This window comes from Bacillus sp. T-10(2022), assembly GCF_056502895.1.
In genome coordinates, this window is record NZ_CP113518.1 from 3,978,986 (window position 1) to 3,992,902 (window position 13,917).

The window sequence follows — 13,917 nt, forward strand, 5'->3', positions numbered from 1 at the left end:
CATCATGCCAGCCCCCTCTCACTTATTAAACTTGTCCTTCAAGACTTTGTTTCTTTTCTTTTGCGGTATTCAGCGGACCTTTCTTCTTCAATTCCCTGATTTTCAAATCAAGCCAGAATTGGGAAGCGATCAATAGCGATGAATACACGCCGCATATTAAACCGATAAACAGCGCAATGGAGAAGTTACGGATAGCTTCACTACCGAAGATCATCAACCCGATAACTGTAATTAGAACGGTCAGAACCGTGTTAATGGATCTCGTCAAAGTTTGCCTGATACTGATGTTCACAATGTTCTCAAGCTCTTCGGCGGTTTTGATTTTACGGCTGAAGCGCAGGTTTTCACGAATACGGTCAAAGGTTACAATCGTATCATTGATCGAATAACCGACAATCGTCAGAACCGCAGCAATGAAGGTGATATCCACTTCGAGCCGGAGTAAGCTAAAAATCGTGATGATGAAGAATGCATCATGTATAAGCGCAACCACAGCAGGTACGGCCATTCGCCATTCAAATCGTATCGATACATACAAAATGATACCGATTGATGCAATCGCTAACGATTTCATGGCATTTTTCGCAAGCTCTTTCCCTACAGTCGGTGATACGGTGCTGACATTCGGTTCTGCTCCGTAATCCTTTTTGAAATGGTCCTTCAATTCAGCAATCTCTTGTTTATCGAGGACACCGACTGTCCGAACGACAGCATTTTTATTGTCTTGTCCAGCGAGCCTGACATCCTTGATATCCTTCTCGTCAATACCGACCTTTTCCATTTCGGTTACGACTTGCTGCTTCGTTAAAACATCGTTGGACGCAATCTCGATGCGGGTACCGCTCGTGAAATCAATCCCAAGATTCAATCTGAAGACGAGCAGGAAGATGATCCCGATAATGGTGACACCGATTGAAATGCCATAAAAAACTTTCCGATGTTTGACGAAATCGATTTTATCAAAGCGTGTTGGCAATGACATTAAATCCATTTTCTCGGATAAATCGTGAATGTGCTTCTTCTTCACGCCAAACCATGTTGTACGTTTGTCGAGGAATCCGCTATTCACCCACAGGCTCATGAAGAGGCGTGTACCATAAACGGCTGTAATGAAACTCATTAAGATCGAAATGATCAAAGTGGTGGCAAACCCTTTAACCGAGCTTGTTCCATAATAGAACAGTACGGCCGCAGCCAACAAGGTCGTTAAGTTGGCATCCGTGATTGTAGCAAGTGAATTCTTGGTACCTTCTTTATAAGCTGCCTTAACGGATCTGCCAAGTTTCAATTCATCCCTGATTCGCTCATAGGTTATGATATTGGCGTCGACAGCCATCCCGACACCGAGAACCAATGCCGCAATACCAGGCAGAGTGAGCACCGCATTCATCCAATCAAACACTAATAGCGTCAAGAAAAGGTATATGCTTAAAGTGACGACTGCAATGAATCCCGGGAAGCGGTAATACACAAGCATGAAGATAAAAACAAGTGCAATTCCGATGATTCCTGCAAAAATAGTATCATTCAGGGCACCTGCACCGAATTGGGCACCTACTGAAGTGGAGTACTTTTCTTTCAAATCAACAGGCAGGGCACCTGCATCCAGAAGGGCTGCAAGCTCTTTCGCTTCTTCCACCGTGAATTGACCGGTAATATACACCTTCTTCGTATTAAAAACTTCACTGACAGCTGGAGCTGAAATCATATTGTCCTGTGAAGAGGTATCTTTGATGGAATCTTTTCCTTCCTCAAAATCCAGCCAGATTGCAAGTACATTAGTAGGACTTTCCATCGTGGATATTTTTTGAGTGATATCCTTAAATTTATCCACATCTTTCAATGTGACTTCAACAACCGGTTGATTATCTTGGAACGTTTGTTTCGCGCCGCCTTCTTTCAGATCGGCACCGGTCATCATTTCCTTATCGTTGTAGTCACGGAAGGATAATTTAGCTTGTGTCGAGAGGATTTCCCGAGCGTTGTTTTGGTCTTTGACCCCAGCCAATTGAACGCGAATCCGGTCTTTCCCTTCGATTTGAATGTTAGGCTCGCTAACACCCAAAACATTGACACGCCGCTCAAGTGAGCTTACTGTAGCCCGTAAAACATCGGGGGTGATCTTTTCCCCATTCAGCGGTTTTACTTCATATAACACTTCAAAACCGCCTTGAAGATCAAGACCCAGCTTGATATCCTTTAGGATTCCTTTTGAAGTCGTCCCCATCGCTGCGAAAATCAAAAGTGCGATTAGAAAAAACGCAACGATCCTGCTTCTTTTTACCATTATGTAGTAGGCCCCTTTCTATAATACGCCTGTTCCTGAAGTTAAAAAAACTGTCATTTTTTGTTTAAATGATAACTGCATTCCCTTTGCTGTTTAAGAAAAAAGACACAGCTTTCCATGCTTTTCCAAAAAAAGCATAACCATATCTATTATGAGTCAAATACAAACAGCTGTCAATTTAAGTATATCTTTGCGTCATTCTTTCAAAAGTTCCTTCAGTTCCTCTTCAGAAAGCGGCTCAAATAGGTTTGGTGATTTATAAGCTTCGACCATTTGGAAAGTCATGAACTGGTTGCTCGAAAATGTCACGATATCTGCGACAAGTTCATGTATGTGAATGTTTTCCTGCGGACGCTTCCATTTATTTTTGGTTAAGGTTCCCCATATGTCTTCCTCCGTTACGGCATTCAATCCGACCATTTGGAATTCCTCACGCTTGCTCTTCAAGAATGGACGCACCTTTAGATAATACCTTTGATAGGGATGATTCTTTTTTGCCATCACTTTGCCTCCAGTAAAAATGATTCTCAAATGAATGCGCATTTTCTTAGAAGGGTTTCTAATCATTTGTTAGAACGCAAACAAACACTTTTGTCATGCTTTGTCCAAGTACAAGCATATAGATAATTGTATAGCATAACCGCTTTTTTGAGAAGGCAGGGAGGGAGTTCAATGTCCAAATTTTTAAAAGGGACGCTGATATTATTAATCGCAAGCCTGATTACAAGGGTTCTTGGTTTCATTAACCGCATTGTCATCGCCCGCTTCATCGGCGAAGAAGGCGTTGGTTTATATATGATGGCTTTACCGACCCTCTTTCTCGTCGTGAACATAACCCAGTTAGGCCTGCCAATCGCCATTTCGAAATACGTGGCTGAGGCAAATGCCAGAGGTGATGAACGGAAAATCAAGAAAATCCTTGTCGTTTCTTTGGCCTGCACCTTTACTCTATCGATGATTTTCACTCCTGCGATGCTGCTTTTCGCGCCGGCTCTCTCAGAATACCTATTCACTGACAAACGGACGTTATGGCCGCTCATGGCGATTGCCCCTATCGTACCTATCATCGCCATATCTTCCGTACTGCGCGGTTATTTCCAAGGCAAGCAAAATATGAAGCCCTTCGCTTTCTCACAAGTTATCGAACAGGTGGCCCGAATCACTTTCATAGCCGTCCTGACGAAGGCCTTTTTGCCATATGGAATCGAATATGCTGCAGCCGGGGCGATGTTCGCATCGATTATCGGTGAGCTTGTATCTCTCATCTACTTATTGACCAGCTTTAAATTAAAGAAACATTTTAAGTTCAGAAAGGGTTTCTTCAAGAATGTCAAATCCGGAAAAGGAACATTCACCGAATTGATGGGGATTGCCCTTCCTTCCACCGGGAGCAGGATGATTGGATCGGTTTCGTGGTTTTTCGAACCGATAGTGGTCGCCCAGAGTTTGGCACTTGCCGGAGTCACCGCGGCCGCAGCCACAAGTCAATATGGGGAGCTGACAGGGTACGCCCTGCCTTTACTCATGCTTCCTTCCTTCGTTACGTCATCATTGGCGACGGCACTTGTCCCGGCAGTGAGTGAAGCCCGTACGACCGGAAACTTTTTACTCGTTGAACACAGGCTTCAGCAGGCACTGAAGATCACCTTTATCACAGGCTGTTTAGCTATCGTCATTTTATTCATCTTTGCCGAACCGATTTTACAAGTCATGTACGGCTCTTCGCATGCTGCCGTTTTCATTAAATTCCTGGCACCCTTTTTCATCCTATATTACTTTCAATATCCGCTGCAATCCATGCTGCAAGCACTGGATCTTGCAAAGGCCGCAATGTTCAACAGCCTGGCTGGTAACATCCTTAAAATCGGTGTGATCTGGCTGCTGGCGTCAAAGGAAAGTTTCGGAATCATGGGAGCCGCAATCGGGATAGCCGTCGGTACGATGCTCGTTACCTTCCTGCATTTTTCAACTGTGCTGAAGGTCGTCCCTTTCACGCTTCATTTCCGCAGCTATATGTCAGCTTTGGTCCTTGCTTTAATTTCCGGATGGGGCGGTTATTATCTTTATCAATTCCCGCTCTCCTCACAGCCACTTGGCATACGGCTTTTGCTTTCCGTGACGGTCGTTATCCTGCTGTTCACATTTTTCCTGTTCATGACCGGCAGCATAAAAAAGGCCGATCTGATCAGGATTCCCGTAGTGGGCGGCTTTTTATCAAAATTCGCTTGGAAATAAAATGAACCGAAGCATCCAAGGGCTTCGGTTCATTTCTTCGTTTCATTTTTATCGATGTAAAATTGGCCATCTATGTATCCGCAAATCGAAATCTCTTTAACCTTCGTTTCTCCATGTTTTTTTAACTGATTCAGAAGCCAAAAATGGTTTTTCCCAATTTTATCAAGATTTTCTTCCTGTATCTCTCCGTCAACAATTAGCGGGAATGGTACCTGACTTTCTGACCCTTCTTCGTCGCTTTTTTTAATCACCGAGAGCCTTCCTGAAGTTTCAAGGATGGCAAATTGAACTTCGTTTATATCAATAATTCCTTGTTCACGAAGTTGGGTCAATAAGTCATCAAAATTATATCTTTGTCTGCGCATCGCTTTTTCATCTATTTTCCCCTGATTAATGATGATCTGCGGCTTGCCGTCCATGAAATTGCGTAATTTGACACTTTTCAATGAGGCAAATGCCAATGTAATTTGGAGGATCGCGAGGACAAACATTGGGATAGTCTGTCGGATAAACGGTTTTTCCAAATCTTCAAAGGATAGCACAGCAATGTCCCCTATCATGATGGATACCACTAAATCGAGAACGCTCAGTTCCCCAACTTCCCGCTTCCCCATCATTCGAAAAAGGAACCAGATGACCAGATAGATTACCGCCGTTCGAAAAATGATCCCTAGATAGATATCCACTTTAACAACACTTCCTTCATCCATAGCATGGCTTGGGAATTGAAAAATTACTCCATAATATTTTCTAATTTTACGGGAAGCTTCTTAAACCTGGTCTAAAGGTTCGATATCGGGAATATGCTTGTACAAACACATAAACAGGCTATACGTATCAGCCTTTTAAAAAGGAGGAATACCCATCGAAACTAAAAAAATGAGTGTCGCCGTAATTTATGGCGTAGGCTCCATCTTTGCCATAGCGATGATTGCTAGTTTAATCGTTTCCATCCTTCTTCGTTTTACTTCACTGACGGAATCATCCCTGACATACGTGGTCATGATCGTGTCCTTTTTATCGCTGTTCATTGGTGGATTCATTTCAGGAGGCAAAGGGAAAAAGCAAGGACTATTCTTGGGCGGAAGCACTGGGCTGCTTTATCTGTTGGTCGTGTTCCTTTTTCAATATTTAGGTCACGATGCACTTTTCACCATCAAGCAATGGATATACTATGGCTGTTTTGTGATTACGGCCATGATGGGTGGCGTTCTTGGGGTCAACATGAGTTCAGACTCACGCTCCGATTAAAAAAAGACAGCAAAAAACCGGGCACATGGCCCGGTTTTCGTTTGTTTTATAGGGATGTTTCTTTATTCGGTGCGCTTTCCGTAATTTCACGGATTGCTGCACGGTCAAAAGTCAGTTTTGTACCGTCTGGTGATTTAATGACGATTTGCAGTTCATCGATTGCATCGATTGTTCCGTGCATGCCGCCGATAGTAGCAACCTTATCACCTTTTTTCAAACTGCTTTGCATGTTTTGCGTAGCCTTTTGGCGTTTTTGCTGCGGGCGGATCAATAAGAAATAGAACAATACGAACATTAAAATCAACGGAAGTATTTGTGCTAAAGAACCCATTTAAGTATATTCACTCCTTTCGTTCATTAAAATATTTATGGAATTAGAAGTTTCTCGCATTTGGTTCATTGAAACCATACTGCTCAAAAAACTCTTCCCTAAAGTCTCCAAGACGATCTTCTCGAATAGCTTGTCTGACCTGTTCCATCAAGTTTAACAGAAAGTGAAGATTATGGTAAGTCGTAAGGCGAATACCAAAGGTTTCTTCACATTTAATCAAATGGCGGATATATGCCCGGCTATAATTCTTGCAAACATGGCAATCGCAATTTTCATCGATTGGACCGAAATCGCGTGCATACTTCGCATTTTTCACAACCAGCCGCCCATTGCTCGTCATGAGCGTGCCATTACGTGCGATTCGCGTCGGCAGTACACAGTCAAACATATCAACACCGCGGAGTGCACCATCGATCAATGAGTCCGGTGAACCGACCCCCATAAGGTAACGCGGTTTGTCAGATGGCAGCAGCGGAGTTGTAAACTCAAGGACGCGGTTCATGATATCCTTCGGTTCCCCTACGGATAACCCTCCAATAGCATAACCCGGGAAGTCAAGGGAGACAAGGTCTTTTGCACTTTGTTTGCGAAGATTTTCAAACTCCCCGCCTTGAACGATTCCGAACAGCCCTTGGTCATTTGGACGCTCATGTGCATTCAAACAGCGTTCAGCCCAGCGCGATGTCCGTTCAACTGACTTCTTCATATACTCTTCAGTCGCCGGAAATGGCGGACATTCATCAAATGCCATCATAATATCGGAGCCAAGCGCATTTTGTATTTCCATAGCTTTTTCCGGAGATAAAAATAATTTATCGCCATTCAGATGGTTCCTGAAATGCACACCCTCTTCTTCAATTTTGCGGAACTCGCTTAAACTGAAGACTTGAAAGCCGCCTGAATCGGTCAAAATCGCCCGATCCCAGTTCATGAACTTATGCAATCCGCCAGCTTCCTTGATGATTTCATGCCCCGGACGCAGCCATAGGTGGTACGTATTGCTCAGGATGATGCCTGCCCCCATTTGTTTCAAATCTTCCGGGGACATCGTTTTGACAGTAGCCATCGTTCCAACCGGCATAAATGCCGGCGTTTCAAAAGAACCATGCGGTGTATGGACCCGGCCTAGCCGTGCCCCTGTCTGTTTACATGTTTTGATTAACTCATATCGTATTGCAGTCAACGCAATAACTCCCTTCAAGAGCTTCTCACTCTTATATTACTTAATTAACATTGCATCTCCAAAACTAAAGAACCTGTATTTTTCTTCCACAGCCGTTTCATAGGCATGAAGGACATGCTCCCTGCCTGCAAGTGCAGAAATAAGCATGATTAAAGTCGATTTGGGCAAATGGAAGTTCGTTATCATCGCATCGATCCCTTTGAACTCATATCCAGGATAAATGAAGATGCTCGTCCAGCCATTCTCTTCCTTGAAAACCCCATCATTGCGGGACGCAATCGTTTCCAATGTCCTTGTGGACGTAGTGCCGACCGTAATGATTTTCCCGCCTTTTTCTTTCACATCATTCAGTAATCTGGCAGTGCCTTCCGTCATTTGATAAAATTCCGAATGCATTTCGTGACTATCTATATCGTCGACACTTACCGGACGGAATGTACCAAGCCCAACATGCAGCGTGATGAAGGCGATGTGGACACCCATCCCTTTAAGTTTCCCGAGCAAATCCTCCGTAAAATGCAGGCCAGCGGTAGGTGCGGCTGCAGATCCCCGTTCCCGCGCATAAACCGTTTGATAGCGGTCCTGGTCGTCGAGTTGTTCCTTGATGTATGGAGGTAACGGCATTTCGCCAAGCTTCTCCAGTATTTCATAAAATATGCCTTCATATTTAAATTCAAGGATTCGGCCGCCATGCTCAAGTACACCTGTACAAACAGCACTCAGCTTACCATCGCCGAAAACGATCGTCGAGCCTTCTTTAATCCGTTTGGCCGGCTTCACAAGCGTTTCCCATACATCATCATGCTCTTGCTTAAGCAGCAAGACTTCGATTTTTGCACCCGTTCCTTCTTTACTGCCGTATAGCCGGGCTGGAAGCACCTTCGTATCATTCAACACAAGGCAATCTCCCGGTTTGATATATTCCGTAATATGGCTGAATACATCATGCTCAAGCTTGCCGGTTTCTTTGTCTAGCACCATCAATCTACTTGCTTCTCTATCCTCCAAAGGAACTTGGGCAATCAGTTCCTCCGGTAAATGAAAATCAAACATATCCAATTTCATCTGTTCCACTTCCTTACGTGTCTATCAAGCTGTAATCATTATTTAAAACGGCCGATCAAATAAAAAATCGCGGACAATACAACACTGACGATGATTGATGTAACGATGGGAAAGTAAAACGTCGTATTCCCCTTTTTTAGAAAAATATCTCCCGGCAGCCTGCCGAGATGGATATATTTCATCGCAAAACCAATCACGAATATAATCACACCCAAAATCATGACCATCTTTGGTATATTCATCATTCAGGCATCTCCATTCCGAAATGCTCATAAACAAGCTGTGTTGCCATCCGGCCTCTTGGGGTACGCTGAAGAAAACCGACTTGTAACAGATATGGTTCATACACATCTTCGATCGTATGTGCCTCTTCGCCAATCGTTGCCGCAATCGTTTCCAGACCCACGGGCCCGCCACGGAATTTTTCAATGATCCCTTTAAGTAATTTATGGTCAATATGATCGAGTCCTAAACGGTCGACCTGCATTAATTCAAGCGCATAATCGGCAAGTTCGGCCGTTATCGTACCATCACCGCGTACCTGGGCGAAATCCCTGACCCTTCGTAAAAGCCGATTGGCAATCCTCGGTGTGCCCCTTGATCTTCTTGCAAGCTCTGCCGCTGCTTGATCATCCATTTCCGTATCCATGATTCTTGCCGTACGGATGATGATATCAGTCAAATGGTTTTCCGTATAATATTCAAGACGGCTCAAAACGCCAAAACGGTCCCTGAGCGGTGCAGACAGTGAGCCTGCACGTGTTGTGGCCCCTACGAGGGTAAACGGCGGCAAGTCGATCCTGATCGAACGGGCTTCCGGTCCCTTGCCGACTACAATATCCAGACAGAAGTCCTCCATAGCCGGGTATAGAACTTCTTCAACGACACGGGGAAGACGGTGAATCTCATCAATGAACAATACATCACCCGGTTCAAGTGCACTCAAAATGGCCGCCAGATCTCCCGGCCGCTCAATGGCGGGACCGGAAGTCGTGCGGATATTCACACCCATTTCATTGGCGATGATGACGGCAAGCGTCGTCTTTCCAAGGCCAGGCGGTCCATATAAAAGTACATGATCGAGCGTTTCTTCACGCATCCTTGCCGCTTCGATGTATACACCTAAATTCGCTTTCACTTTATCCTGTCCGATATATTGCTTTAAGTTTTGCGGCCGCAAGCTTTGTTCAAAGGACAGTTCGTTCAAATCGGCTTCCTGATTGAATATTCTCTCCTCCATTGCGCCACTCCTTATCTTAACATCATTTGCAATGCTTTCTTAATATATTGCTCGGTCGTCATATCTTCAGACTGCAATTTCTTGGCAACCTTTTGGACTTCCTTTTCAGAATAACCAAGAGCCTTCAATGCAAGAACGGCTTCATCCAACTCCTCTGTATAACCATTTGGACTGAGTGCAGCCGTGACGCCTTCGTTAAACAAGCTTGGAAACGCATCCGGAATAATATTTTCAAGTTTCCCTTTTAAATCGAGGATCATTTGCCGTGCCGTTTTCTTTCCGACTCCCGGGAATTTCACCAAAAACGATTCATCTTCATTTTCGATCGCCTGCACCACCTGATCAACCTGGCCAGATGCCAATATGGCTAGAGCACCCTTCGGCCCGATTCCGGTTACATTCAATAATTTTGTGAATAACGCCTTTTCTTGACGAGTCTGGAATCCGTATAATGCGGCCATATCCTCACGAACATAATGATACAAGAAAACTTGAATTTCTTTCTGGTATTGAGCGGAAAAAATAAAAGGATTCGGCGTCATCACTTGATATCCGATCCCCCCATTTTCCACAACTATGTATTCAGGTCCAATATAATCGACCTTGCCTTTTATATAATCATACAAATTAATTCTCTCCCTGATTTTGCTGTACCTCTCATTTTATCATAAAAAGGGGGTGTTGTTCATTAAAAGTTATTTCATAATCGGCAAAGTCTTTTCACAAGGATTTTCGGGTGTTACAACTATGCTTAAAACAAAGTTGATTGGAACGGGTGTGCGAGACTCCTGCGGGAAATACGCGTCCAAGGAGACCGCAAAGGCGCCGTGGGCGGACCGCCCGCGGAAAGCGAGTGCCTGCAGTGGAAGTCAACGGCCAATGTAAAATACTAAAAAAACTGTAGACAAACTCCATCCTATCGAGTTTGTCTACAGTCTGAAAGATGGGGTGTAATCCCACCCTAGTTTACCGAATATGGCTCATATTCTTTAATGAGCTGTTTATATTGGTCTTTATTCATGATCGGAATCCCTTTTTGCAGTTCCTCCTGCTTGTATGCTTCAAGTTTACCAACGTCTATTTGGTAGAAAGTATGAATGATCTTGGCGTGCTCAGGCCTTCCGATAAAAATGGATAACGTACCATCTTCCCTCATCCCAAGGTAACCATTCGCTTTTAAAAGCGGAGATATGTCATTTTCAATTTTCTTCATGACAATCTGCTCTTCATTTTGATCGACTACTTTCCATCCTTCATATTTTGACCAAAAGTCCTCCATCGACCAAATGGTTTCTGTCAATTTCTCTTCACTTAACTCGCCATCCAGATACATACGCTGAAGAATGACCTTCCTCTCAATTGGATCATTTTCCTTTTGAACGGTTTCTTCGGCAAAAACGGTTAAGCAAAATGGCAATATGATAAGCGTCATGAAAAATTGGATTCTGAGTTGATTAATCAATATACTCACCTCTTAAGGCGTTTACTTTTTATGTAGTTTGACCCAAATAAGGATTATTAACCAGAAAAAAATCAAAAAAGAGCTGACTCCATATCGGGTCAGCCCACTAATTATTTCAAGTGATTTTCGTGAATGTTAAGATTATCGAACATGTCATTGGCATCCAAAGTGATCATTTCCCTCGTGTCTCCATCCCGAAGATTGTTATCAAGTGTCATCGTTCTGAAATAGACACCTTCATCGGTGGTGACATATAGGGTACGGCCATTGGTAAGCGGTCCGATTTCCTTCTTGATTCTTTCTTTAACATCTTTTGCTTGGCTGTAGTCATCAAGCAGCAAGGCTACCAGCATTTCGTCTTTCATGATGATCGTCCTGGCATCGATGACCGGCTCCACTTTATTGGCGACACCATTGACTTTGTCGGCTAAAGCGCCTTCATAAGAATTATAATAAGATGATCGCGCCTTTAGCGGTTTACTCTCATGTCCATGGTAGTTACGGTCACTCTTACTGTATGCATCATCTTTATTGTATAAACCTTGCACCATATTCTCATAATTGATGTTGCGTACCAATGCATCTTTTTCATGGTATCCTGTATCATTCGTGATATTTTCATCTTCCGCAGTATCATTATTAGCACATCCAACCAAACTGACGGCGGCCAATACCGTACAAAGCGGCTGTGCCCATTTTATTTTCTGCACCAATAACCCTCCCATTGCAATTGAATGAGCTATATTCCGCTCATAATTAGCATGGGTGTCGAACGGGAAATGTACTCTGTAAGATACGGCCAAAAACCCGTTTTAATTCCTATTAAGGGAAGAAATCCTTTTTGCCAATTTTTCATTCATCGCCATCCGCTCCGAAAAACCTTCCACGGTCATTTTCCAGACCGAATGAAGCTGGGAAGAACTTTTATTAAGACGATTCCATTCTCGGAAAATATCGGTAGGATAAGTTAAAGCATATAAAAAGGCCAGGTCTGACTGATACCTTTGCAATTGCGGCACATCCCACAGCTCGGTGGCCGCATCTTCCAAATGATGCGATATTCGATTTGCATATTGTAAATAATCAATGCACCTCGGGGCATTTGCCATTAAGTCAAAATCGATTAAAGTCAAAGTGCCGTCCGCTCTGCGCAAGAAATTATGGTGGGCACAATCACCATGAATGATTACTTTCTTTTCCTTATTCCATAAAGACTGATTTTTATCAAACCCCTCTAGCGCCCACTCACCCCATCTAATCCATTCCTTGATAATATCTTCGGAAACATATTGGCGAACATAAGAAAAGTTCTTTTTAAAAAGTGATAAACGTTCTTTCCACTTTTTTGATTGATTGAACACAGGCGCGTTAATGGAGAGATGTTCCGACACATCATGGAAGCTTTCCAGTAACTTAATTCCCTCTAAACGGTCCTTATGATTGGAATATCTGAATTTTTTCTTACTCGGCGGAAAATAGTCCATACTCCCATACCATTTCCCTTTAAATTCAAAGGGCATTAAATTCTGATGAATATAATACGTTTGATGAAAACCCTTTTGTTTTAACAAAGAAGTCAATTCTCTTTGCCGATCCCACTTTTCAAAGCTATCGAATCCTTTAAGGATCATTGGATGACCCTTTTCAAAAGTTATTAAATAGACACTGCTTTGAATATGGCGGACATTCTTTGGCTTACGATTTAAATAAGATAGGAGACGAGTGTTAAAAACACTGTCTCCTTGATAATTAGTAGTCATCGCTTTCATCTACATATGTCGGTATCCCAAATGTTTCAGGCGCACGAACGCCCCCGAATTGGCCTGGCTGGCCACCCATTTGTCCAGGTAACATAGCTTCAGGTTGCCCCCCTAGCTGACCGCGCATCATTTCCGGCTGACCACCAAATTGTCTAGGCATCATTCCCGGCTGGCCTCCATTTTGACGGCCCATCCACGGCAGACCACCGTTTTGATCGCCCATCATCTCTGGCTGACCTCCGTTTTGACCGCCCATCATACCTGGCTGGCCTCCATTTTGGCCGCCCATCATCATACCTGGTAGGCCTCCGTTTTGACCGCCCATCATCATACCTGGTAGGCCTCCGTTTTGACCGCCCATCATCATACCTGGTAGGCCTCCGTTTTGACCGCCCATCATCATGCCCGGCTGGCCTCCGTTTTGACCGCCCATCATCATGCCTGGCTGGCCTCCGTTTTGACCACCCATCATCATGCCTGGCTGGCCTCCGTTTTGACCACCCATCATCATGCCTGGCTGACCTCCGTTTTGGCCGCCCATCATCCACGGCTGACCTCCGTTTTGACCGCCCATCATCCACGGCTGACCTCCGTTTTGACCGCCCATCATCCACGGCTGGCCTCCGTTTTGGCCGCCCATCATCATACCTGGCTGGCTTCCATTTTGGCCGCCCATCACCATGTTCGGCTGGCCTCCGTTTTGACCGCCCATCATCATGTTTGGCTGGCCTCCGCTTTGTCCGCCCATCATCATGTCTGGCTGGCCTCCGTTTTGGCCGCCCATCATCATGTCTGGCTGGCCTCCATTTTGGCCGCCCATCATCATGTCCGGCTGGCCTCCGTTTTGGCCGCCCATCATCATGTCCGGCTGGCCTCCGTTTTGACCGCCCATCATCGTGTCTGGCTGGCCTCCGTTTTGGCCGCCCATCATCATGTCCGGCTGGCCTCCGTTTTGGCCGCCCATCATCATGTCTGGCTGGCCTCCGTTTTGACCGCCCATCATCATGTCTGGCTGGCCTCCGTTTTGACCGCCTATCATCATGTCTGGCTGGCCTCCGTTTTGACCGCCTATCATCATGTCTGGCTGGCCTCCGTTTTGACCG

Annotated in this window: 14 protein-coding genes; 2 read left to right on the plus strand and 12 right to left on the minus strand. The window is 44.5% G+C overall.

Annotated elements, in window-relative coordinates; translation table 11 throughout:
• Nucleotides 1-25: 25 nt before the first annotated feature.
• Both secDF and OSJ91_RS19465 read right to left on the minus strand, forming a co-directional pair.
• On the minus strand, nucleotides 26-2,287 hold the full coding sequence (gene secDF, locus OSJ91_RS19460; protein WP_350299593.1) for a protein translocase subunit SecDF: 2,262 nt from the start codon (nucleotides 2,285-2,287) through the stop codon (nucleotides 26-28).
• A 195-nt stretch (nucleotides 2,288-2,482) separates the two neighbouring features.
• Nucleotides 2,483-2,788: a post-transcriptional regulator gene (locus OSJ91_RS19465; protein WP_137020410.1), complete on the minus strand. Its 306-nt coding sequence runs from the start codon at nucleotides 2,786-2,788 to the stop codon at nucleotides 2,483-2,485.
• A 171-nt stretch (nucleotides 2,789-2,959) separates the two neighbouring features.
• On the opposite strand from OSJ91_RS19465, the gene spoVB reads away from it, so the two are divergent.
• Nucleotides 2,960-4,522 carry a stage V sporulation protein B gene (spoVB, locus tag OSJ91_RS19470; protein WP_350299594.1) on the plus strand — a complete coding sequence of 521 codons (1,563 nt, stop codon included), beginning with the start codon at nucleotides 2,960-2,962 and terminating at the stop codon, nucleotides 4,520-4,522.
• A gap of 29 nt (nucleotides 4,523-4,551) precedes the next feature.
• On the opposite strand, the gene OSJ91_RS19475 is transcribed toward spoVB, so the two are convergent.
• Nucleotides 4,552-5,208, minus strand: coding sequence for a DUF421 domain-containing protein (locus OSJ91_RS19475; protein ID WP_350299595.1), 657 nt, complete (start codon nucleotides 5,206-5,208; stop codon nucleotides 4,552-4,554).
• A 193-nt stretch (nucleotides 5,209-5,401) separates the two neighbouring features.
• On the opposite strand from OSJ91_RS19475, the gene OSJ91_RS19480 reads away from it, so the two are divergent.
• Nucleotides 5,402-5,773, plus strand: a complete 372-nt coding sequence (locus OSJ91_RS19480; RefSeq protein WP_096337820.1) for a TIGR04086 family membrane protein — start codon at nucleotides 5,402-5,404, stop codon at nucleotides 5,771-5,773.
• Between the two features lie 46 nt (nucleotides 5,774-5,819).
• On the opposite strand, the gene yajC is transcribed toward OSJ91_RS19480, so the two are convergent.
• From yajC to OSJ91_RS19525, 9 genes are all read right to left on the minus strand, one after another.
• Nucleotides 5,820-6,104, minus strand: a complete 285-nt coding sequence (gene yajC / locus OSJ91_RS19485) for a preprotein translocase subunit YajC (RefSeq protein ID WP_214773395.1) — start codon at nucleotides 6,102-6,104, stop codon at nucleotides 5,820-5,822.
• Between the two features lie 43 nt (nucleotides 6,105-6,147).
• Nucleotides 6,148-7,293, minus strand: a complete 1,146-nt coding sequence (gene tgt / locus OSJ91_RS19490; RefSeq protein ID WP_170946880.1) for a tRNA guanosine(34) transglycosylase Tgt — start codon at nucleotides 7,291-7,293, stop codon at nucleotides 6,148-6,150.
• 30 nt (nucleotides 7,294-7,323) lie between these two features.
• Nucleotides 7,324-8,352: a tRNA preQ1(34) S-adenosylmethionine ribosyltransferase-isomerase QueA gene (queA, locus tag OSJ91_RS19495; protein ID WP_350299596.1), complete on the minus strand. Its 1,029-nt coding sequence runs from the start codon at nucleotides 8,350-8,352 to the stop codon at nucleotides 7,324-7,326.
• 38 nt (nucleotides 8,353-8,390) lie between these two features.
• Entirely contained in the window at nucleotides 8,391-8,597 is a 207-nt protein-coding gene (locus tag OSJ91_RS19500; RefSeq protein WP_034308809.1) for a DUF2905 domain-containing protein, read from the minus strand.
• Nucleotides 8,594-9,592 (minus strand): Holliday junction branch migration DNA helicase RuvB, encoded by a 999-nt coding sequence (gene ruvB, locus OSJ91_RS19505; RefSeq protein WP_413019099.1) that lies wholly within the window; start codon nucleotides 9,590-9,592, stop codon nucleotides 8,594-8,596. The genes OSJ91_RS19500 and ruvB overlap by 4 nt, the downstream gene beginning before the upstream one ends.
• 11 nt (nucleotides 9,593-9,603) lie before the next feature.
• Nucleotides 9,604-10,218, minus strand: a complete 615-nt coding sequence (gene ruvA / locus OSJ91_RS19510; RefSeq protein ID WP_350299598.1) for a Holliday junction branch migration protein RuvA — start codon at nucleotides 10,216-10,218, stop codon at nucleotides 9,604-9,606.
• Between the two features lie 335 nt (nucleotides 10,219-10,553).
• Nucleotides 10,554-11,054: a BofC C-terminal domain-containing protein gene (locus OSJ91_RS19515; RefSeq protein ID WP_350299599.1), complete on the minus strand. Its 501-nt coding sequence runs from the start codon at nucleotides 11,052-11,054 to the stop codon at nucleotides 10,554-10,556.
• Nucleotides 11,055-11,164: 110 nt separating this feature from the next.
• Complete coding sequence (locus tag OSJ91_RS19520; protein ID WP_350299600.1) at nucleotides 11,165-11,764, minus strand: YhcN/YlaJ family sporulation lipoprotein; 600 nt, start codon at nucleotides 11,762-11,764, stop codon at nucleotides 11,165-11,167.
• A 102-nt stretch (nucleotides 11,765-11,866) separates the two neighbouring features.
• A complete protein-coding gene (locus tag OSJ91_RS19525) occupies nucleotides 11,867-12,814 on the minus strand; it encodes a phosphotransferase (RefSeq protein ID WP_413019104.1) in 948 nt (315 codons plus the stop codon).
• Nucleotides 12,815-13,917: the final 1,103 nt, after the last annotated feature.

Coding starts and splice junctions, on each gene's coding strand:
- secDF (WP_350299593.1), bottom strand. CDS start 2,287: ATGGTAAAAAGAAGCAGGATCGTTGCGTTTTTTCTAATCGCACTTTTG.
- OSJ91_RS19465 (WP_137020410.1), bottom strand. CDS start 2,788: ATGGCAAAAAAGAATCATCCCTATCAAAGGTATTATCTAAAGGTGCGT.
- spoVB (WP_350299594.1), top strand. CDS start 2,960: ATGTCCAAATTTTTAAAAGGGACGCTGATATTATTAATCGCAAGCCTG.
- OSJ91_RS19480 (WP_096337820.1), top strand. CDS start 5,402: ATGAGTGTCGCCGTAATTTATGGCGTAGGCTCCATCTTTGCCATAGCG.
- yajC (WP_214773395.1), bottom strand. CDS start 6,104: ATGGGTTCTTTAGCACAAATACTTCCGTTGATTTTAATGTTCGTATTG.
- queA (WP_350299596.1), bottom strand. CDS start 8,352: ATGAAATTGGATATGTTTGATTTTCATTTACCGGAGGAACTGATTGCC.
- OSJ91_RS19500 (WP_034308809.1), bottom strand. CDS start 8,597: ATGATGAATATACCAAAGATGGTCATGATTTTGGGTGTGATTATATTC.
- ruvB (WP_413019099.1), bottom strand. CDS start 9,592: ATGGAGGAGAGAATATTCAATCAGGAAGCCGATTTGAACGAACTGTCC.
- OSJ91_RS19525 (WP_413019104.1), bottom strand. CDS start 12,814: ATGACTACTAATTATCAAGGAGACAGTGTTTTTAACACTCGTCTCCTA.